Below are 21,003 nucleotides of genomic sequence, written 5' to 3'. Positions count from 1 at the left end.
ATGAATAACCTTCCAATTCATGCAAAACTTAAAGTAAATAAGGATACTTTCTTCCTCCCCGATTCAAACGGGGGTGTCTATTTTCGAAATAACGCCAGTTCATTTCGCATGGACGGTGATGGAATTTATGACTGGATTGAAAAATTAATGCCAATGTTTAACGGGAATTATTCTTTAGCAGAAATAACCGATGGCCTCCCTCTCCCCTATCAAAACCGTGTATTTGAAATTGGAGAGATTTTATATGAAAATGGTTTCGTGCGTGATGCAAATCAAGATGCACCTCATGAATTAAACAGTACATTACTCGACAGATATGCTTCGCAAATTGAATTTTTAGAAGCCGATTCTCATTCAGGTGCTTTAAAATTCGAAACGTACCGCGGAGCAAATGTCCTTGTACTTGGTTCTGGGGATATGCTCACTTCCTTAGTTTCTTCTTTATTAGAATCTGGTTTACCTACATTTCATTACCTCGTTACAGATCGAGATGAAACAAACTATGACAGAATACATGAGCTAATAGAACGTGCATATGAAGTTGATAACAGTGTACTCCTTCAAGAAATCGATACTACAATTGACCGTCCCTTACATGAAGTATTCGAACCTTTTGATTGGATTTTATATGTTTCTCAAAATGGAGACATTGACGGTTTAAAAACAGTTCACACTATTTGTAGAGAAACGAAAAAGAATTTTATACCAGCTATTTGTTTATCAACACTCGGTATAGCTGGACCTGTCGTAATGGAAAATCGTGATGAATGCTGGGAATCCGCATGGCATCGGCTACATGAAACGACTTTGCAAAATGAAAATTCATCGGATTCCTTCTCACAAATTACATCTGCCATGTTAGCAAATGTAATCGTTTTTGAATTGTTTAAACATGTCGCGGATGATTCTTATCGTGAAAAAGAAGCACAATTCTTTTTATTAAACTATGAAACACTTGAAGGAACGTGGCATCCTTTTATAAAACACCCTCTTGCAACTGATGAAAGTTTTACAATTGATACGATAGAAAATCTTTCTGAAAAACTTGAGCATCGGTATGGCCAACATACTTCAACTGATATATTCCGCTTTTTCGACTCATTAACTTCTAAAGAAGCCGGTATATTCCATGTATGGGATGAACAAGATTCATATCAATTACCGTTATCACAGTGCTATATTCAAGTAGCCACTCCACTATCAGATGGCCCAGCTCCCCTTCTGCCTCTTATGACTTGCAGTGGATTGACTCATAATGAAGCACGCCGAGAAGCCGGTTTAACAGGAATTGAAACATATGTAGCAGAAATCATTCACCGCCTTATTCCTGAACATAACGATATCGGTATCGGTGCTGGAGAAACGATGACAGAAGGATTTTACCGGGCACTACAACAACATTTAAACAATAAACTGTATGAGCGGCAGTCACATATGCTAGAAGAACTTACAACGATTGATTTAACTGATATTCACGATAAACATTGTAGATTTTATTACGATGCTCTTGCTACAATTCATGAAACACCTAAAATTGCAATGAGTGAAGAGATTCTCAGTTTTCCAGTCATTTGGGTTGGTATAAATGATAGATGGTACGGTGCATCTAATATTAATATGACGTTAGCCTTACGGAACGCACTACAACTATCACTGCTCCACATTCAAAGTGAAGAGACTCCTTACAGAGCTAATATCTTGCCTGAATCATCTATTATTTTATATGACACGGATTCTTTTAGAGTGGAAATACAAGCGGAAGAAGAAATTCCAAGTGTGCAATCTTTACAGCTTGCCTTACAGCATTTAGAAGAACATAATTTTTATCCCTTCGTGTTTGATTTAGCAATCGAACCATTTTTGAAAGAAAACTTAGACGGTGTGTATGGGGTATTAATTGCAAAGGAGGACGGTCTATGACTCAAAATATATTGCTTATAGGAGATGGCCTTCTTGCAGACTATGTACATGATCAATTATGCAAACAATATTCCATCATTCGTCAGCATACCCTTCCAGAAGTACTTCCTGAAAATATTCATCTCGCTCTCGTATTACATGACGGATCTCCTTCTACTATTCATCATGACGCTGAGCTAATTTTTCGGTCAAATCATATTCCATGGCTACGTGGTTTTACTTCATTTGGCGAAGGTATTATCGGTCCTTACATTCATCCTCTTACGCCCGGATGTTCCCATTGTTCTGATGGACGCCGTTTTATCGCTGGCTTTGACCAAAAAGAAATGTGGGAACTACAGCGGAAATATGCCTTTAAAGCAGATGATGTAACGAGGCGTGATGTACGTGCCACCCAAAATGGAATGTTACAAATGTGCCATCTTATTTGCGCAGAAACAGAAAAAATATTAACTCATAACCATTCTTCTTTAGAAAATGAACTTATTTTACTAAACTTACAAACATTACAATGTACGCGGCATTCTTTTCTTCCAGATCCTCTCTGTCCTGTATGTAGTAATTTACCTAATGATACTGCGGATGCGGCGGAAATTTCTTTACAACCGAGTTTAAAAGTAAGCACCGAAACGTATCGCTGCCGTTCCATTCATGAATTAAACACATTTTTAACGAGAGACTATTTAGATTATCGGGTCGGTATGTTGAACGGCAAAATGCAGCATTCATTATTACCATTCGCTGACGTCATTATAAACATGCCATTAATGTTCGGAAATGAAGGTGTTGCAGGCCGAACTCATTCATTTGCAGTGAGTGAAGCAACTGCTATTTTAGAAGGTTTAGAACGATATTGCGGGATGTCGCCTCGCGGGAAAAAGACAAATGTGCATGGTAGTTTTCATGATTTAGAAGAACACGCACTAAATCCCCTCTCGCTCGGTGTACATACAAATGAACATTACAATCGTGATAATTTTCCATTTAAACCGTTTGATCCTGATTATGAGCAAAACTGGGTATGGGGATATTCTTTATCACAAAACAGACCGCTTTTAGTTCCTGAATCAATTGCTTATTATAGCCTCGGTCATCGAGACGCTTTCGTATATGAAACATCAAATGGATGTGCAATTGGCGGTAGTTTAGAAGAAGCGATTTTTCACGGCATTTTAGAAATTGTAGAGCGTGATGCCTTCTTACTCACTTGGTATGCAGAATTACCTCTTCCCCGCCTTGATCTGAGTTCAGCAAATGATACAGAATTACAATTAATGATTCAGCGGTTACGTACGATTACCGGATATGAATTACACGCTTTTAACGCGACGATGGAACACGGCATCCCTAGCTTATGGGTAATTGCAAAAAATACGCGTGAAAATGGAATGAACGTTGTTTGTGCAGGAGGCGCTCATTTAGATCCTATTCGAGCTTTAAAAAGTGCCATTCAAGAAATAGCAGGCATGTTACTTATAACAGACGATGAGCTCGAGCACAAAAGAGAATACTACGAAAAATGCTTACAAGATCCTTATTTCGTTAATAAAATGGAAGACCATAGTATGCTGTATGGATTGAAAGAAACGGAAGAACGTCTTCACTTCCTTTTACGAGAAGATGCACCGGTGCAAATGTTCCAAGAAATGAATGTATCACAATCATTTGATATGGATTTAACATCCGATCTCCACCAACTTTTAAATCGTTTGCATCAATCTGACCTTGAAGTAATCGTTGTAGATCAAACCGTTCCCCTTATAGAAAAGAACGGACTACACTGTGTAAAAGTTATTATTCCAGGTATGTTACCGATGACGTTCGGACACCATCTTACTCGGGTTACAGGACTGGACCGGGTATATACCATACCGATGACACTTGGATATACAGACGAACCTTTAACAAATGAAAAATTAAATCCACATCCACATCCGTTTCCATAGTAAAGGAGGGATTTCATGCAGCTAAATACTTTTTTACATCATCTCCATTTCTCTATCGATGAAATTATGCCAAATCATGAGGTGGACTGGAAAGACGCACCGCTTCCTTATAAATTATATCGAAATGTACCTACCATCCCGCTCTCCTTAGAAATCCCGTTATCTTTATCGAACTCTTCTACTACACCTACTCTAAATGAGATTGGTCACTACCTTTGGTATTCATTTGGTGTAACACAATTATGTCAGCTAAATAGCGGGAGAAATGTATTACGTAGATCCATTCCTTCAGGCGGTGCCTTATACCCGAATGAATTGTATATCTATTTAAAGATTGACGATTATCCAGACGGCATTTACCATTATGACGCCGCGCATCACCGGCTTATTTTACTTCGCGAAGGAAATTTCGATTCTTATTTAGCAGACGCACTCGGTAATCGCTGTAATATACATGATTGTTTCGGTGCCGCATTCGTATCCACTATGTTTTGGAAAAACTTCTTTAAATACAATAACTTTTCATATCGCCTTCAAGGATTAGATAGCGGGGTTCTCATTGGACAATTACTTGAATGTGCAAAACAGTTCGGTTATACGAACGGCGTATACTTTCAATTTCTAGACCGTGCACTGAACCATTTACTCGGATTGTCAGAAGGTGAAGAAAGTGTGTATGCCGTTATTCCTTTAAGTACAGAGCCAGAAACTAATTGGTTTCACAATGATTACCATGAAAATAAAACAGTTACTTCTCATGAGTTGTTGCAACAAATTCCGCCGCTCGCACATGAACATTTCGTTCGCTCAAAACATGTAGATGAATATCCGATGATAACAAAAATAAATGAAGCTTCTATGATCGAATCGACAGCACACTTCCAAACACTAGCTCATGAAGAGCACTATCAATATCATGAGCATGCTGTACAACTGCCGAAAGTAGAGCGTTTATCTTATGATTTCTTACAACTTTGCAGAAAACGGTATTCCCCTGATGCTGACTTTACTTTAACGAAATGGGATGCAGCCGAGCTCGCTACTTTACTACAAGAAGCGAGCCTCTCCCTCCCTTATTCCAACGACCTTGATGGTAAGTATATAAATGAAAATGCGCGCGTCTCATTATATGGATGTTTCTATAATGTAAAAGATATAAAAAACGGCGCTTACACTTATAACAGTAAAACGCATTCCATACAACCACTTCGATATGGGGACCTTCGTTATCCTCTTCAATCTAGTATGACGATGGATAACGTAAACCTTTTTCAAGTATCACTTTGCCTACATGTAGTTGGAAAGAAAGATTATTATACAAATGCATTAGGCTATAGAGGGTATCGTATTCATCAAATGGAAGCAGGTATACTTGTTCATAAACTCGTTTTTGCAGCGACCGCGATGGGGATGGGCGGGCATCCTTTACTTAGTTTTGATACAAATTCATGTGATCAATTGTACGGAATAGATGCTGGGAATGAAACGTCTCTTATTCAAGTTCCAGTTGGGGCGTATCGGGCGCGGAATTGGTTAAAAGGGGCTTTGCATAATTAGAAGCACGCCGGTAGACGGCGTGCTTTTTTACTAGATTAACTTAAAAATACTCTTAATTTGTCTAGCAAATAACCAATTTTTCGTACCGTAGTTATCATTTAAACTATCTAAATTGATAGATTGTCCGTTAGCAAACTTTAATTCTAACGTAGTATTTTTGTCATTTGTTTTTAAGTTACTATTTGTAATGGCATCATACTTTAATTTTTCAATCTCAACATATTCGTCTTTTTCTTGTCCAATCACGACATGGTCTTGGAAGAAGAAAAATACTTCTACTTTTTTACCGAAACAAAATACATTTTTCGTATAAATTAATGTCGCGTTATCAAGTCCGACACATACTTCTTTCATTTCTTCCACAACGTGTCCAAAGTCTTCTTCATGTCTTGCATTTGATTCAGCAATCCATTCTTCGATTGTTTTCATGTTAATTGCCATACTGCGCCCCCTGGTTCGTTCATTGCTTCGTTTAAAAAATAAATACTATATGAAAATATAAGCGATACGTAATATGTTTTCAAGGGGAAACGGTATATTCAAAATAAAGTGAAACTTTATTTACTCCCTCATTGTAAAAAAAATAGCACTTTAAAAAGTGCTATTCCGCTCTCCTTGCCGCTTGCTGAATTGGATCCCAAACGCTGTTATATGGTGGGGCATAACTTAAGTCGACATCTTCTAAATCGTGAATGCTCATTTTATTGAAGAGTGCCATTGCGATTACATCAATCCGTTTATCTACACCTTCTTCTCCAATTACTTGTCCGCCTAATAATTGTTTCGTGTCGGAACGGTATAGTAATTTCAAGTAAAGTGGTTTCGCATTTGGATAATAGCCCGCCATATTAGTCGAATCTACTTTGACTGTTTTATACGGGATGTGTAGCCCTTTCGCTTCTTTTTCATTTAATCCTGTTCTTGCAAGCGTCAAATCCATAAATTTAATAATGCCTGTACCTAACGTACCTTTAAATGCTCTTCGTTTATCAAGCATATTCAGTCCAGCAAGTCGGCCTTGTTTATTGGCAGTCGTTCCGAGCGGGATATGATCATGAATTTCCTTTATAACGTGGTAATGTGTTGCGCAATCACCAGCTGCATATACGTCTTGCACATTCGTTTGCATATATGCATTTACTTCAATTGCCCCTTTATGATTCTTACGTATATTTGTCCCTTCAAGAAAATCAGTATTTGGCTTCACTCCTACCGACACTAAAACAAGATCTGCTTTATACGTACCTTTATCCGTTTCAATTGCTTCTACTCGTTCATTCCCTTTAAACGCTTTTACATTTTCATTCGTTAAAATTTCAATATGATGCTTATCTGCTTCTTTATGTATGTACTCTGCCATATCTGCATCATAAATCGTACCGATATGATCATTTCGCTCAATCATTCTTACTTTCTTACCAAGTTCGACGAATGTTTCTGCCATCTCCAGTCCGATTGCGCCACCGCCAATAATCGTTACATCTTCAACTTTATTCGTTTCTAGCGTTTTTAATATGCGCTCAGCATCAGGAATTGTTTTTAAAAGATGAACGCCTTGTAATTCCCGTCCTTCCCATTCTGGCATAACAGGACGCACTCCAGTCGCAATTAATAATCGATCATATGGAAATTCAAAGACATCCTTCGTCTTCGTATGCTCTGCGTATACCATTTTCTTTTCCGTATCTACTTTCGTTACTTCATGTCGTACTTTCGCATCAATTCCGTATTTATCACGAAACGTCTTTACATTATGCGCGATTAACTTTTCCGTTGAAGCGATAGCACCACTAATGACATACGGTAACCCACACTGTGCGTACGAATAAATTTCACCTTTTTCTAGCGTCACAACATTTGCATTTTCATCGTTTGTAACAATTTGCATAGTTGCACTCATACCAGCTGCATCTCCGCCAATAATGACATAGTTCACTTTACCACTCCTTCTTTTTTACATACTCTTTACGTTTTCCATATTTTATAAAAATAACACCTACCTCCATTGTAAAGAAAGAGAATTTTATCTTCAAATTTGGTGCACAAACTTATGTATGAATAGGTAACTGTCGTGTCTTATAAACAACATGTTTAATATGCTATAACAGTTACTATTGAAAGTAGGTGAAATATATGTGCGCCGGCCTTCTCGCCCAGCTTCCAGATGAACCGCAAGAACCAAAAGAACCGAAACCCGCCGTCTCACTTGACCAAGAATTTTCCATTAATGCAACAATATATAGCGCTCGTGCTTGGTTATCTAACGATGATACGTTTGCGCAAGATATTTGGAAAGCTACCCAATTCGCTTCAGCATCACATGCTGGCAAGTCCATCTTTCCAGTCGGTTCTGTTAAAATTATAAACTTCTCTGATGATACAATTACTGTTACTGCTTCACCAGAATCAGATCATGCGCTCAAAATAGTCGTACCACCCCATTCCGAGGCTGCTCTAACGTCTGGTCCTTTATCACATATACAAGCTAGTACATCAGGAGGATCAAGTAAAGTCACATTTCTCTTTCATATCTTTTTCTCAAGGGATCCTGGTCCAGCTAAATAACAATAGAAAAGGTACAGCAATATACACTGTACCTTTTTCAAGTGCCTATTCTCTTGATTTGATTAGTTCAATATTATAAGTTTCAATATCTGTTAACGTTCCTTTAAAATAAGGATTTTCTCTATACCAAGACTGTTTTGCAAAATACGCTTGCATATCTTTCGTTTGAAAAATATGTCCATGCCTTGCATATATTTCATTTCTAGCAATTTTCAACTGCTCTTTCGATAAATATGTTAAATCTGCACTCGTTAATTTTCGAATATCACTATCAGGAAAGATGAAACCATTATATACATGCCCAGTCGCGGGCGTTGGAGTAACATTATAAACAACTGTTTTTTCTGTACTTTTCTTTTGGAATGGAAGATTATAAGACGAAAGTGTCGTTATCGTCTCTACTTGTGTCGTTTCTCGTCCGCTTTCTCCATTTCGTTCTAAATAAATCGTCGCACTTCCATCAGTCGCTACAGGCCCCCATGTAATTTCTTCTCCTGCCAGCGCTGTAACCGGTTTTTGATTTACGTACAATGTTGCACCAGGCGCGTTCGTTTGAACTGTAATATATTGACCTTGCAACGTTAAATCTATCGTTACGTTATATTGGCTTTGTTTCATAAGTACAACCTTTTCCTCACGAGATAATTTTACATAGTCATTTTTATAATCTGATTGAAACACTTGATTTCCCGGAAGAAATGGCCCATATTGCTTCTCAAACTTTTTGTCATCTGTCTTATCAATTTCTTTTCCATTCATTTTTAACGATACGCCTTTTTCATTTGTAAGCAAAGTTGTATAGTACGTCTTCGCTTTCAATTTATATCGATCAAATATAAAGAAATACTTTCCGTCTTTCGTTAATGAAAAATCAACTCTTTCTATTCCGTCCCGTTGTTTTTCACCTTGTCTCAAATATCCTTTTAATTCATTTACGTAAGATGGATTTTCTTTTATATATGAAAATAGAGGCGTTAAACTCTCTCTCGTTATCATAACCGATGGATCATCTGCCGTAACGATCTCAGCTAATTTCTCTCCATCCCTCTCTTGTAAAATCGTAATCATCCGGTCTACTTGTGCCACCTGCGTATAATACGATGCTCCGTACAAATACAATCCAATAATCACTATAACGAATAGTGCTAACAGTGTAATGCCAACTTTTGTACCACCGCTCATGTTCTTCTTTACTACAGGACGTCCCCTCTTCGACCCGCAGTTTTGACAAAATTGCACACCATCTTCAAACTGAGCTCCGCACTTTGTACATACATTCATTCAGTCAACCACCTTTTCATTAGAAGCCAGTTATTCCCTTTGTTAAGGCTTGAATTATCGTACTAATGTAAGACCAAAGTACCATGAACGTTGCAATTCCAATTAAAACATTTGCAATAATAAGTGTGTAAACAAGATCTAATCCGCCATTGTCTAGCTTTAATACGGCTACAGTTATACTAATCCCTATATAAGTTGCAGCTACGGATAATAATATAGGTAAGAAAAAGATTAATAAGAAACTAAAAAGAAAAGAAAGGACTAATATGACAATAGTCGGCGTCGCTATCGTTCCCCATATACCAAATACTTCAAGAAACGAAAAAGACGATTTCATCATCTTACCACTTACAAAAATAATAAATCCGACAAATAAAGTTAAAATTAATAAAAAGAAAAAGACCGTTATAGATTCTCCAAAAAACGTGGGAGTAGATATATCTGGTGCAAATGTTCTCGTAACTGCTGATGCTGCACTCATCATTCTATAAAAAATACATGCTCCTAAAAAACAAATAAGAACAAGGCTTACAATTCCATTTCGCACTTCAATAGCGCCGCTTTTCATAATCGCTGTCGGTGCTTGTAATGCATGTTTAAAAAATTGAAAATAGCCGCTCGCGAACCGCTTCGCTTGCTCTACCGTTTCATTTGGCCGAGCTTCCTTTGCTTGTTCCGGCCCTTCTTCTTGGCCACTACTTGCCACTACTTCTTCCGTTAACGAATGTCCACAATTCCCGCAAAACTTTGCCTCCGCTGCATTTCCTGTATGACATGACGGACATTTCATTCTCTTATCCCTCCTTAAGCATATACCATATAGGGTGTTACAAGTTCAATATATGACTTTGGACATAAAACATGACTACAAGAAAAAGATTCTGAAATCCTTCTTCCGAAAGAAAATATATGTGCTAGTAATCTTGAAAAAAAATGCTATTATGAAACAGAATAAATAATATTTTTAACAGATTGGATGACTGGCAATGGAATTGGTAAACTCAATTTTTCAAATACTCCTTACAAGCGTAATCCAATTATTATCTTTAATTGGCGTTATCATTGTAATTGGATTTCTATTAGGCTATTTAGAATCTCTCACACGCATGTATTGGTCGAGAGCTTTTGGAAGAAAAGGATTCCTATTAACGGCTTGGATCGGTGTTCCGATTCATGAACTTGGACATGCCATTATGTGCGTACTGTTCCGTCATAAAATTGTGGCGACTCAGTTCTTCCCAACAGATACAAGTCAAGGGGCTTTAGGTTACGTACAACATCAATACAATCAAAAAAGTGTGTATCAACGAATTGGGAATTTCTTCATCGGCATTGGGCCTATTATTTCTGGTATTACTGCACTAATCCTTTTAATGCGCTATTTCGTACCAGAATCATATTTTTTATTTAATACAACTCTCGAAAAAACGATTGCTTCTACTTCTATTAATATAGAAATGATCCAAAACATGCTCTTGTCGACGTTTGTATTATTGAAAAGCTTATTTACAATCGGTAATTTATTGAATCCTTCCTTTTGGTTATTTTTATTTATCGCCATTTGCATTTCCGCACATATCGCTTTAAGTAAACCAGACATTAAAGGATCAATAGACGGAGTTATCGTCATGTTTATCGTTTTATTTTTATTCAACATCATAACGGGACTGTTCCAATACGACAGTAACCAGCTAATTGGACAGGTTATGAAATATAATATGTATCTCATTGCGTTTTCTAGTGTAGCACTGCTTTTCTCTTGTATTTCTACACTTGTTAGTTTTTCGTTTTATAAAATAAGAAGAGGGCGTTCTTTTTGAACTCCCTCTTCTTATTTTATATTCCCCTTATAATCACAATGCTCAACAGGCACACGAGCATGCCCTTCTTCATCGGTACACCATGACTGTGATTGGAATGCCAGAAAGATACCAATCCATTCTTCTTCCTTTTCAAAGTGAATGAGTATTCCTCCGTCTTGCCATATGCCATCATCACCTTGCCATTTTTCTACATTCCCTTGATTCATATGAATATCATGTATACCGTTTCCTGGTTTGAAATGAAAATAGGAATCTGGTGTATTTTCTTCTGGTCCCCATCTTTCACCAAATGCGTAAATAATTGCTTTTTCTTCTATCGCTCGTTTTATATAACGTTCTATTTTTTCATTTAAATCATTATCTGCTCCTGCTTTTTCGGGAGGTAAAGGAATCATTTGATTTGAGTCAAATAGATTTCCTCTTATATAATCTAAAGCTACTTTCGGTTCATTGTTTTTTATTTCTGTAAAACCGAATGGTAATGTCGGTAAAATATGAATCGCCTCTGACTTAATATTGTTACTCGCAAAATATAAAACTTCTGATGGATAACTTTGTGACTTTACGTTAATTGCAATACGATAATCTACTCCTGTCTCGCCCTGTAAATGAACTTGATAATGAGGTGTTTTCCCTTTTCCAATCTCTGATTGTATAACTGTACCTTTTAACACACCGTAGTTTTTTAGGGTCATACATTTCATCTCCTATTCATCTAGTAGAAGCTATTCATATTTAAATCATTATCCACTCATAAAAAAAATCCTCCTATATTAGGAGGATTTTTAATTTCTCAACATATACCAAACAATAACCTCTACCACTACAAGCAAAACCGCACCAAAAATCATTAACGTCGTCTTCTTTAATAGTTCATTTTCACGGTAAGGGATATTACATAAGTAAGCACCTAGTGTAATCCGTGATGGACAAGCGATTGTCGCTACTGATGATGCGGTGTTTTGAAGTGTTGTGACATATTGCCACGGGAGTGCTACGTTTTGTGCGGTTTGCATTTGTAGTTTTATAAACATTGCATTTGATCCTGCGTTACTACCTGTTAAAAATCCACCAATAGCGCCAATAAACGGCGCAACGAAAACGAAAAATGTTCCAAATGTATCACCAGCTGTCTTTGCGAGTAATGAATGCATGCCTGATGCACCCATTAGTTCTGAAATGGCGATAAACATTGTCGTCGTAATCGCAAAAGGAATCCATTGTTTGATCGTTTGTGAGAGTGATTGTTTAATAATATTAGACGGGATGCGGAAGAAAATAATAGTAAATAAGCAAGTCATACCGAGCCAAAATCCTGGTGAATATAGTAACTCTAGTTTGTAAGAGTATGATTTCAAATCAAGAACCGCATATGATCTGAACAAATCATGTAATGCTGGAACGAGGCGAGAAAGTAAAATACAAACTGTTAGAAATATATAAGGGCTAATAATTTTTATAATGGATACTTCTCTCTCCGTTGCAGCCGCATGCTCTGTTATAAGATTTTGCCCACTTTTTCCTTTTAATTTAATGATAAGAAAGCCAAAGGTAATCGTAACGATAGAACTTAATATCCCGGCTAGTTCAACACTTACGTATGCATTAGAAAGATAGATTCCGAGAGAAAATAATAGAAAGAATCCTACTCCTTCTTTCCACTTTTCTATAACCGCTTGCCAGCCGCCAACAACGTGTAAAGAAAGAATAACGAAGTAAGCAAACATCGGAATACTTAATAGCGCTGTATTTGTGCCAAGTGTTGTAAGAGGCATATTTATTAGCTGCGAACCGATAATCGTACCCGTTGCCATTGCGCCCCATGAACTAGCTAGTAAGCCGATGAATGAGAGTAGTACAGCTTGAAATGGTTTATATCCTAGTGAAAGAAAAATAGGTGCTGCAACCATGAAGCCGATACCGAATCCACTTACTGATTCAATAAGCGGGCAAATGCCAAAACACATAAGCAGCATTTGTAATAAGCGATCCTGAGTAACTTCTTCTAGAAAACGTGCTACTTGATCGATGTACCCCATTTTGTTCATGAGGTGAAATAAAAAAATACCGAAAAATAAAACGTACCCGACAATAAAACAAATTAACCATCCTTTAATCGTTGCGTGTACAGTTTCACTTATCCCTAATTGAAACGTTGGCGAGAGTAAAACGATTCCAACAGACACAGCATAAGAAATTAACGAGGACCTTAATGACGTTTGTTTAAATAAAAATAAACAAATGAAAATCATCATAATTGGGATAAGTGCCAACAATATGGCCATGTTATCATCTCATTTCGTTTAAAATACAATTTTTAACTATTATATAACAGATGCTATAATTTTCAATTGTTTTTAAAACAGATTCAAAAAAGGAACCAAACGGCTCCTTTTCATTCACTCCCATTTTCTATTATCCTGAAAAACTGTCTGCTTTCCGACTATTTCTTTCAACACAACAAACACAATGTAAGTACATATTGCTTGCAATATAATATTCCAAAATTTCATTAATGTAAATGAATGAATCCGTAGAAATAATTCGTTTAATAATACAATCGAAACGATACTAAATAATTCTATACTAATCGAAAATAGACATATTTCTAAAATAGACTGTTCTTGAATGCGATTTAAGTTGGAAAAGATGAATACATACCCTAAAAATAGAGCCATTAACTCTATTTTCGTCATGCTAATGAGCCAAGCGTATAATGGTACAGTTAAAAATAGATATAGTAATTTACGTCTTAGCATGCCTTCTCCCCCTCTGAATTATATGTATTTTCTGTATATTTTAACACTTATTACGCAAAACAAAAAGAAGAGACTATGCCTCTTCTTTTTGTTTTGTTGCATATATTAATTCACATATTTCTTCTCGCTTTTCATTTTCTAAAAGCTCAATGACCTTACTTCCAACGACAACTCCGTCGCATATTGTAACCATTTCTTCTACATGTTCTTTTGTTGAGATGCCGAATCCAGCGACTACTGGTAAGTTGACGTGTGATTTTACTTTTTCTAAGTAACTATGAATCTCCTCTTTAAAGTTTTGACGTACTCCCGTTACGCCCGCTACTGTAACAGCATAAACGAACCCTTCTGATTCACTCGTAATTTTTTCAATTCTTTCAATAGGACTCGTTACGGTAACCAGTGGGATGAGCGCAATGTTTACCTCTCGAAGTAACGGCGCAATAATATTTTGTTCTTCATACGGTAAGTCTGGAACGATGATGCCGTCTACACCTGCTTCTATACAGTTCTCGATGAATCTCTCTTTTCCGAATGCAAGTACCGGATTTAAATATGTCATAAGAACAAAGGGCATTTGTACTTCTTTCCTTACCTCTGCTAACGCTTGAAAAATGCCTTTTAATGTTACGCCGCTATCTAGCGCTCGTTTCCCTGCTCTTTGAATCGTTGGGCCATCTGCAACTGGATCTGAAAACGGAATACCAATTTCAACGATGCTTGCTCCTGCTTCATCAAGAAAACGAATTCTTTCTTTTAATTTTTCAAGGCCACCATCTCCGCCCATTACGTACGGAATAAATGCTTTCTTGCCATTTTCAAACGCTGCTTTAATTTTTTCTACTCCCATTTTTTACACCTCTTCCATATAACGTTTTATACTCTCTACATCTTTATCACCGCGGCCAGATAAACAAATGACAAGCCCTTCATCTTTCTTCATTTGCGGCGCTAATTTTAATGCGTATGCGACAGCATGCGAGCTTTCTAACGCCGGGATAATGCCTTCTTTTTTCGTTAATAATTGAAATGCTTCTAATGCTTCTTCGTCTGTTATCGAATGATAGGAAACGCGGCCAATATCTTTTAGCAAGCTATGTTCTGGACCAACACCTGGATAATCAAGTCCTGCTGAAATAGAGTGTGCTTCTTGAATTTGTCCTTCTTCGTTTTGCAGAAGATACATCATTGATCCGTGGAGAACGCCAACGCTTCCTTTCGTTAAAGTTGCTGCATGCTTTTCTGTATGAACGCCTTTTCCAGCTGCTTCTACGCCGTAAAGAGCAACTTCTTCATCGTGTACGAACGGATAAAACATTCCCATCGCATTACTGCCACCGCCAATACAAGCAACGACTGCTTCTGGTAACTTTCCTTCTAACGCCTCATATTGTTTTTTCGTTTCATTTCCAATTACACTTTGGAAATCACGTACAATTTGCGGGAATGGATGTGGTCCGAGAACAGATCCCATAATGTAGTGCGTATCATGCACATGTGAAACCCAGTAACGAAGCGCCTCGTTTACCGCATCTTTTAATGTACCACTACCTGCCGCTACACTTTCTACTTTCGCTCCGAGTAATTCCATTCGGAACACATTTAATTTTTGACGTCTTACATCTTCTTCTCCCATAAAAATGACGCATTCTAATCCGAGAAGAGCACATACAGTAGCTGTTGCAACTCCGTGTTGTCCAGCTCCTGTTTCAGCGACAACTTTTTTCTTGCCCATTCGCACTGCAAGTAGTGCCTGACCGATTGTATTGTTAATTTTATGAGCTCCTGTATGATTCAAATCTTCACGTTTTAAATAAATCTTTGCACCACCGCAATACTTCGTCATATTTTCAGCATAATATAGCGGTGTTTCTCTTCCGATGTACGTTTTTAAATAATGATTTAATTCCTTTTGAAATGCTTCATCTTGCATCGCTTCTTTATATGCTTCTTCTAGTTCTAGTACAGATTGCATTAACGTTTCTGGAACGTATCGTCCTCCGTATATACCGTAATGTCCTTTTTCATCTGGATATGCGTAGTTCATTTGGAACACTCCTTCGCTTTTATAATAAATTGTTTTATTTTCTCTACATCTTTCTTTCCTTCTGTCTCTACTCCGCTGCTCACATCGACCATATATGGCCGAACAGTTCGAATTGCTTCTTCTATATTAAGAGCGTTTAATCCACCAGCTAATATCATTTTCTTTCGCAATTCTTTTGGCATATCTCTAAGTAGTTCCCATGAAAATGTCTTTCCATTTCCTCCATGAAACTTTTCTTTCGGGCTATCAAATAATATATAATCCGCTTCATACCCTTGGGCGTTTTTCATATCACTCTCTGAAGTTACTCCTAGTGACTTTATAGACGGAATATTCAATCTTCTAATTTGATAATTGTCTTCATCCCCATGTAGTTGTACATGTGTTAACCCGCACTCATCTGCAATTTTCTGGATCACTTCTACTGATTCATTTACGAAAACACCGATTTTTAACACGTTGGCTGGAAGCTCCTGAATGATTTCTTCCGCTCTCTTTGGAGTGATTTCCCGCTTACTTTCTGCAAAAACAAATCCGAGTGCATCTGCGCCATATTCGCACGCACTTTTCGCTGTTTCCACATCAGTGATGCCGCAAATTTTCACTTTCATATATTCACCTTACAATCTTCAAAAAAACTACTAATAGAAGATGATGTCATAAGCGCCTCTCCAACTAATACACCTTTGGCTCCAGCTCTTTTAACACGGATAATATCTTCTTTTGAATGAATGCCACTCTCACTAATCCAAAGTAGTTTCTCCTCATTCAATCTTTTTCCAAGCTTTTCAGTTTGGCTTAAATCTACTTCGAACGTTTTTAAATTACGATTATTAATGCCAATAACGTGCGGATTTAATACAATCGCAGTTTCTAATTCCTGTTCATCATGAACTTCAACAATCGCTTCCAATCCTTTTTCTAACACGTAGCTATACAACTCTTTTAACTTCTCTTTCGTTAACGCTGCTACAATTAGTAAAATAATATCTGCTCCCGCTTCATACGCTCTATCGATTTGAATCTTATCAATTATGAAATCTTTACATAAAAGCGGAATGTTACTTTCTTCTCTTGCTGTTTGTAAATCGTGAAACGATCCTTTAAAAAATTGACCATCTGTTAAAACAGATACTGCTCCTGCACCACATTTCTCATATGTTCCCACTTGTTTTCGTACGTCAACGTGTAAATTGATATCTCCTTTTGATGGTGATGCTCGCTTTACTTCTGCAATGACAGTAAACTGCTGTAACGCTTCTACAAGTGACTGTGTCTTTCTTTTTGTTTTTACTGGTGTATATATTTCATATAACTCCGCAACTTCCTTTTTCTTCTGTTCTACAATTTTATCTAAAATCGTCCCCACTTTAGTTCACCCTTTCTAATTTTTCGTTGCTTGCTACAATTAATAAGTTTAATTTGGCTAATGCTTTTCCAGAGTCAATGCTATGTGCCGCGAGTTTAATTCCTTCTTCAATCGTTTCCGTTTTTCCATTTGCGAAAAGAGCTAGACCTGCATTTAATAAAACGGTATCGCGATAAACACTCTTTTCTCCGCTCAATACTTCAAGCGTAATCTTTGCATTTTCTTTTGAATTCCCTCCTCTAATCTCTTCATTTTTCACTCTTGAAAAACCATACTTTTCTGGATCAATACTCATTTCTACTATTTCATTATCTTTTAAAATGACAACATGATTCTCTCCTTGTAATGATGCTTCATCTAAAAATCCACTTCCGTTTACGACAAGCGCTTGTTTTCTTCCCAGCTTCTGTAATACTTGCGCAACTGGTAGTAACATATCTCGTTTATAAATGCCGACAAATTGTGTTTCTAAATTTACCGGATTTGTTAAAGGACCAATTAAATTAAAGATCGTCGGCACGTTTAACTCTTTTCTTATTTTCATAATGCGCGTTAGTGCTGGATGCATCGCTGGTGCAAATAAAAATGCAATGCCCACATGCTCTAGTAAATAATCAATTTCGCTTGGCGTACTGCTAATATTTACACCTAATTCTTCTAATAAGTCCGCACTTCCTGTTTTACTAGAAACAGCACGATTACCATGTTTTGCAACCTTTACGCCAGCTCCTGCCAGTACAAATGCCGATGTTGTACTAATATTAAACGTTTGAGCACCGTCACCACCCGTTCCACAATTGTCCATCGCTCCTTGTATATGGTTCGAAAATGGTAGTGCCTTTTCGCGAAGAGCTCGAACAAGGCCGTATATTTCTTCTGCAGTTTCACCTTTCGCTTTCAGTAAGACTAAAAAAGCTGCAATTTCACTTTCCAATATGTTTTCATTTAATAAAAGAAGCCCTGCTCTATACATTTCCTCTTCTGTTAAATGTTTCCCCTCCACTAATTTACGAAGATAGCTATTCATACTCTTTCCTCCTCCTTCACTTCTGTTAAAAAGGCACGTATTAACTTTCCGCCTTCTTCTGGCGCGATTGATTCCGGATGAAACTGTAATCCGAATAGCGGATAATAATTGTGACGAACTGCCATAATTTCTCCATCGTCCATCGCTGTCGCTAATATGAGAAAACACTCTGGCAAGCTCGTTTGCGCTGCGACAAGGGAATGGGAGCGCATCGCTGTTAAAGGCTGTGTAACGTATGAAAAAATTGACGTTCCATTATGTTTCACGCGTGATGTTTTTCCATGTTTAATACGTTCTGCTCTAACAATGTCTCCTCCAAATGCTGATATAATCGCCTGATGACCAAGGCAAATACCTAATATGGGAACGTTCTTATAAAAATGACGAATCACTTCGATACAAATACCAGCATCCTCTGGTTTTCCTGGTCCTGGTGAAAGCACAATTCCTGTTGGATTCATCTCTTCTAACTGTTCTATCATTATTTCATCATTTCTTACAACTACAATTTCTTCTTCATGTTCGCCTAACAGTTGATACAAGTTATATGTGAACGAATCGTAATTATCGATAAGTACAATCATTTCATTACCTCCAAAAGCGCTCTCGCTTTATTTAATGTTTCTTCATATTCAGCTACTGGATCTGAATCGTAAACGACTCCTGCTCCTGCCTGAACGTATGCTTTTTCATCCTTTACGACCATCGTTCGAATGGCGAGCGCCATATCAAGATTTCCTGAAAAACTAACGTATCCAACTGCACCAGCGTATACATTTCTTTTTTCATTCTCTAGTTCATTTATAATTTCCATCGCTCTAATTTTCGGAGCTCCAGAAACCGTCCCTGCTGGTAAGCAATACGCTAACGCATCAAATCCGCCCATTTGTTTTTGCAATGTTCCGTAAACTTCGGATACAATGTGCATAACGTGAGAATATTTTTCTACTTTCATATATTTATCTATCGTAACCGAGCCGATTTCACTCACTCTACCAATATCGTTTCGCCCAAGATCTACAAGCATCATATGCTCTGCTCGCTCTTTCTCATTGCCTAACAGTTCTTTTGCGATTTCCTCATCTTCCCTCTTCGTTTTCCCCCTCGGCCTTGTACCAGCAATTGGATTCGTCATCACTTTATCCTCCCTTACTGATAGTAAACTTTCCGGCGAAGAACCGAGTACAACATAATCTTGAAAATCGATATAGAACATATATGGTGATGGATTTGCAATTCGAAGTTTTCGATATAACGCGAATGGATCACCAATACATTCACTTTGTAAACGCTGTGACAGTACAACTTGGAATATGTCTCCCGCTCTTATATATTCTTTCGCCATTTCTACCATCTCACAAAACTCTTTTTCCGTTATAGAAGAAGTAAATGATAATGGGGATTGTATTGTATTTACTTCAGCTTCTTCTCCTTGTAGCACTTCCTCTTTGTATACTCGTAGCCTTTCGTATACTTCTTCATAATCTGCTGAATCATCTTGCCTGCATACATATACAAACGACAACTTTTGGCGTAAATGATCGTAAACGATAAACTCACGATATAGTAAAAGGTGTACTTCCGGAATATTTAATGGGTCGTGTAAATCCGCTCCAATGTTTTCATACTGCCGAATGACATCATATCCAATATAACCAACTGCTCCTCCGCAAAATGGAAATGGACTGTCTACTTGTGATGGTGCGATTACTTCTTCTAACACTTGCAGTACATTACCTTGTAACTTTTCTGCCCGGCCGTAAATTGTTCGTTCCACTTCCGTACCAACGCTTTTCACTTCTCCATAAGGATTACATCCCAAGTAAGAATAACGCCCTTTATCTTGATGAAGCTGTGAACTTTCTAATAAGAATTTCTGCTTCCCTTTCATACGTCTATATAAAGAAATTGGCGTAATGCTATCTCCTTCTTCTTCAGTGATTACTAAAAATGTCTTTCTCTCTCTTTTTTGTTTTATAAATTCTTCTTTCGTCATCATGTCCTTCACCTCGCCCTGAAAAATAAAAAAATCCTCTACATATCGAAAATATGTAGAGGACGATAAATATACCGCGGTACCACCTCGTGTTGGATGCAAAAGCATCCCGCTTTGTTCAGGTACAAAATTTATACCTTATCCTTGTAACGGCGGAACCCGGGTTGCCTACTGAAAATAATTGTTCAGCATACCTCTCGTAAGCCCATTCCGTATATGGCACGTACCGGGCTCCCACCTATTCCCGGCTCTCTGTAACGTCTCCAATATACGTACTCTTCTTACTTAAACGATTTCACTTATTTAATTTTTTATACACAAAAAGGGAGTACTCATCCTATAGAAAGGACGGGTACTCCCGTGGTGCCACCTTAATTCGTTACAAATGTAACGCACTTTACCGTATCAAAAACAATACGTGTCTCTTGTATCGATGAGATCATGTCGCCAAAGCCTACTTCTTTCGTTTCGGTTTGGAAGCTCCGAAGCCCATTCCACATCAATTCCATACTGATTCGCACCAACCATCAGCTCTCTGACATGTTCATCATGTGTACTCTTCTTCATCAACGCTTGCATTTTTTTAAGTTGCACTCATTATAGACCTAACTTTTTTCACAAGTCAATACTTTTTCAAAAATTTTATTTTTCTTTCCTTTCAATATTATATTGACAAAACAACCTCTTTTTATGTAAATATAATAAATACTCTA

General features: G+C 37.4%; 19 protein-coding genes and 2 other annotated features. Of the genes, 5 read left to right on the top strand and 14 right to left on the bottom strand.

What is annotated here, in order from left to right; all coding sequences use genetic code 11:
• From BC_RS06245 to BC_RS06235, 3 genes are read left to right on the top strand one after another with little or no spacing between them, the layout of a single operon-like run.
• On the top strand, positions 1-1,920 hold the full coding sequence (locus tag BC_RS06245; RefSeq protein WP_001061553.1) for a putative thiazole-containing bacteriocin maturation protein: 1,920 nt from the start codon (positions 1-3) through the stop codon (positions 1,918-1,920).
• Positions 1,917-3,866, top strand: a complete 1,950-nt coding sequence (locus BC_RS06240) for a TOMM precursor leader peptide-binding protein (RefSeq protein ID WP_000192983.1) — start codon at positions 1,917-1,919, stop codon at positions 3,864-3,866. Before BC_RS06245 ends, BC_RS06240 begins: the two co-directional genes overlap by 4 nt.
• Positions 3,867-3,881: 15 nt before the next feature.
• Entirely contained in the window at positions 3,882-5,423 is a 1,542-nt protein-coding gene (locus BC_RS06235) for a SagB family peptide dehydrogenase (protein ID WP_001176762.1), read from the top strand.
• A 30-nt stretch (positions 5,424-5,453) separates the two neighbouring features.
• Here the strand turns inward: BC_RS06235 and BC_RS06230 are convergent, their stop codons facing one another.
• Positions 5,454-5,864, bottom strand: a complete 411-nt coding sequence (locus BC_RS06230; RefSeq protein WP_000996782.1) for a DUF3908 family protein — start codon at positions 5,862-5,864, stop codon at positions 5,454-5,456.
• Between the two features lie 160 nt (positions 5,865-6,024).
• Positions 6,025-7,359 carry an FAD-dependent oxidoreductase gene (locus BC_RS06225; protein ID WP_001110258.1) on the bottom strand — a complete coding sequence of 445 codons (1,335 nt, stop codon included), beginning with the start codon at positions 7,357-7,359 and terminating at the stop codon, positions 6,025-6,027.
• Positions 7,360-7,556: 197 nt separating this feature from the next.
• Between BC_RS06225 and BC_RS06220 the strand changes: the two genes are divergently transcribed.
• Complete coding sequence (locus BC_RS06220) at positions 7,557-7,988, top strand: hypothetical protein (protein ID WP_000332407.1); 432 nt, start codon at positions 7,557-7,559, stop codon at positions 7,986-7,988.
• Positions 7,989-8,033: 45 nt separating this feature from the next.
• On the opposite strand, the gene BC_RS06215 is transcribed toward BC_RS06220, so the two are convergent.
• Positions 8,034-9,269 carry a TcaA 3rd/4th domain-containing protein gene (locus tag BC_RS06215; protein ID WP_001099910.1) on the bottom strand — a complete coding sequence of 412 codons (1,236 nt, stop codon included), beginning with the start codon at positions 9,267-9,269 and terminating at the stop codon, positions 8,034-8,036.
• Between the two features lie 19 nt (positions 9,270-9,288).
• Positions 9,289-10,059, bottom strand: coding sequence for a zinc ribbon domain-containing protein (locus tag BC_RS06210; RefSeq protein WP_000650103.1), 771 nt, complete (start codon positions 10,057-10,059; stop codon positions 9,289-9,291).
• 196 nt (positions 10,060-10,255) lie between these two features.
• Here BC_RS06210 and BC_RS06205 point away from each other — a divergent pair, with 196 nt between their 5' ends.
• The gene (locus BC_RS06205; protein WP_000424526.1) at positions 10,256-11,089 is read left to right on the top strand and encodes a hypothetical protein; all 834 of its coding nucleotides are present in this window, start codon (positions 10,256-10,258) and stop codon (positions 11,087-11,089) included.
• Positions 11,090-11,100: 11 nt separating this feature from the next.
• Here the strand turns inward: BC_RS06205 and BC_RS06200 are convergent, their stop codons facing one another.
• From BC_RS06200 to trpE, 10 genes are all read right to left on the bottom strand, one after another.
• Positions 11,101-11,787, bottom strand: coding sequence for a DUF2278 family protein (locus BC_RS06200; protein WP_000172949.1), 687 nt, complete (start codon positions 11,785-11,787; stop codon positions 11,101-11,103).
• 90 nt (positions 11,788-11,877) lie between these two features.
• The gene (locus tag BC_RS06195) at positions 11,878-13,377 is read right to left on the bottom strand and encodes an L-lactate permease (protein WP_000996262.1); all 1,500 of its coding nucleotides are present in this window, start codon (positions 13,375-13,377) and stop codon (positions 11,878-11,880) included.
• Positions 13,378-13,491: 114 nt separating this feature from the next.
• A complete protein-coding gene (locus tag BC_RS06190; RefSeq protein ID WP_000946131.1) occupies positions 13,492-13,851 on the bottom strand; it encodes a DUF4029 domain-containing protein in 360 nt (119 codons plus the stop codon).
• A gap of 73 nt (positions 13,852-13,924) precedes the next feature.
• Positions 13,925-14,701 carry a tryptophan synthase subunit alpha gene (trpA, locus tag BC_RS06185; RefSeq protein WP_000537825.1) on the bottom strand — a complete coding sequence of 259 codons (777 nt, stop codon included), beginning with the start codon at positions 14,699-14,701 and terminating at the stop codon, positions 13,925-13,927.
• Between the two features lie 3 nt (positions 14,702-14,704).
• A complete protein-coding gene (gene trpB, locus BC_RS06180; protein WP_001105014.1) occupies positions 14,705-15,898 on the bottom strand; it encodes a tryptophan synthase subunit beta in 1,194 nt (397 codons plus the stop codon).
• A complete protein-coding gene (locus BC_RS06175) occupies positions 15,895-16,509 on the bottom strand; it encodes a phosphoribosylanthranilate isomerase (RefSeq protein WP_000865141.1) in 615 nt (204 codons plus the stop codon). The genes trpB and BC_RS06175 overlap by 4 nt, the downstream gene beginning before the upstream one ends.
• On the bottom strand, positions 16,506-17,267 hold the full coding sequence (gene trpC / locus BC_RS06170) for an indole-3-glycerol phosphate synthase TrpC (RefSeq protein ID WP_000536703.1): 762 nt from the start codon (positions 17,265-17,267) through the stop codon (positions 16,506-16,508). The genes BC_RS06175 and trpC overlap by 4 nt, the downstream gene beginning before the upstream one ends.
• Position 17,268: 1 nt before the next feature.
• Positions 17,269-18,294 carry an anthranilate phosphoribosyltransferase gene (gene trpD, locus BC_RS06165; RefSeq protein WP_001089853.1) on the bottom strand — a complete coding sequence of 342 codons (1,026 nt, stop codon included), beginning with the start codon at positions 18,292-18,294 and terminating at the stop codon, positions 17,269-17,271.
• Positions 18,291-18,878, bottom strand: a complete 588-nt coding sequence (locus tag BC_RS06160; protein ID WP_000636314.1) for an aminodeoxychorismate/anthranilate synthase component II — start codon at positions 18,876-18,878, stop codon at positions 18,291-18,293. Before BC_RS06160 ends, trpD begins: the two co-directional genes overlap by 4 nt.
• The gene (trpE, locus tag BC_RS06155) at positions 18,875-20,293 is read right to left on the bottom strand and encodes an anthranilate synthase component I (protein ID WP_033685036.1); all 1,419 of its coding nucleotides are present in this window, start codon (positions 20,291-20,293) and stop codon (positions 18,875-18,877) included. The genes BC_RS06160 and trpE overlap by 4 nt, the downstream gene beginning before the upstream one ends.
• A 52-nt stretch (positions 20,294-20,345) precedes the next feature.
• Positions 20,346-20,589, bottom strand: a binding site (T-box leader).
• A gap of 42 nt (positions 20,590-20,631) precedes the next feature.
• Positions 20,632-20,869, bottom strand: a binding site (T-box leader).
• Positions 20,870-21,003 lie beyond the last annotated feature (134 nt).

It is taken from the genome of Bacillus cereus ATCC 14579, from assembly GCF_000007825.1.
Lineage (GTDB): Bacteria > Bacillota > Bacilli > Bacillales > Bacillaceae_G > Bacillus_A > Bacillus_A cereus.
Note: the sequence above shows the minus strand (reverse complement) of the source record. Positions and strands in the feature narration are given on the sequence as shown.

What these genes read in the sequence shown, in the direction of transcription:
- BC_RS06245 (WP_001061553.1), top strand. Translation starts at nt 1, where the DNA reads ATGAATAACCTTCCAATTCATGCAAAACTTAAAGTAAATAAGGATACT.
- BC_RS06240 (WP_000192983.1), top strand. Translation starts at nt 1,917, where the DNA reads ATGACTCAAAATATATTGCTTATAGGAGATGGCCTTCTTGCAGACTAT.
- BC_RS06235 (WP_001176762.1), top strand. Translation starts at nt 3,882, where the DNA reads ATGCAGCTAAATACTTTTTTACATCATCTCCATTTCTCTATCGATGAA.
- BC_RS06230 (WP_000996782.1), bottom strand. Translation starts at nt 5,864, where the DNA reads ATGGCAATTAACATGAAAACAATCGAAGAATGGATTGCTGAATCAAAT.
- BC_RS06220 (WP_000332407.1), top strand. Translation starts at nt 7,557, where the DNA reads ATGTGCGCCGGCCTTCTCGCCCAGCTTCCAGATGAACCGCAAGAACCA.
- BC_RS06215 (WP_001099910.1), bottom strand. Translation starts at nt 9,269, where the DNA reads ATGAATGTATGTACAAAGTGCGGAGCTCAGTTTGAAGATGGTGTGCAA.
- BC_RS06210 (WP_000650103.1), bottom strand. Translation starts at nt 10,059, where the DNA reads ATGAAATGTCCGTCATGTCATACAGGAAATGCAGCGGAGGCAAAGTTT.
- BC_RS06205 (WP_000424526.1), top strand. Translation starts at nt 10,256, where the DNA reads ATGGAATTGGTAAACTCAATTTTTCAAATACTCCTTACAAGCGTAATC.
- BC_RS06200 (WP_000172949.1), bottom strand. Translation starts at nt 11,787, where the DNA reads ATGACCCTAAAAAACTACGGTGTGTTAAAAGGTACAGTTATACAATCA.
- BC_RS06195 (WP_000996262.1), bottom strand. Translation starts at nt 13,377, where the DNA reads ATGGCCATATTGTTGGCACTTATCCCAATTATGATGATTTTCATTTGT.
- BC_RS06190 (WP_000946131.1), bottom strand. Translation starts at nt 13,851, where the DNA reads ATGCTAAGACGTAAATTACTATATCTATTTTTAACTGTACCATTATAC.
- trpA (WP_000537825.1), bottom strand. Translation starts at nt 14,701, where the DNA reads ATGGGAGTAGAAAAAATTAAAGCAGCGTTTGAAAATGGCAAGAAAGCA.
- trpB (WP_001105014.1), bottom strand. Translation starts at nt 15,898, where the DNA reads ATGAACTACGCATATCCAGATGAAAAAGGACATTACGGTATATACGGA.
- BC_RS06175 (WP_000865141.1), bottom strand. Translation starts at nt 16,509, where the DNA reads ATGAAAGTGAAAATTTGCGGCATCACTGATGTGGAAACAGCGAAAAGT.
- trpD (WP_001089853.1), bottom strand. Translation starts at nt 18,294, where the DNA reads ATGAATAGCTATCTTCGTAAATTAGTGGAGGGGAAACATTTAACAGAA.
- BC_RS06160 (WP_000636314.1), bottom strand. Translation starts at nt 18,878, where the DNA reads ATGATTGTACTTATCGATAATTACGATTCGTTCACATATAACTTGTAT.
- trpE (WP_033685036.1), bottom strand. Translation starts at nt 20,293, where the DNA reads ATGATGACGAAAGAAGAATTTATAAAACAAAAAAGAGAGAGAAAGACA.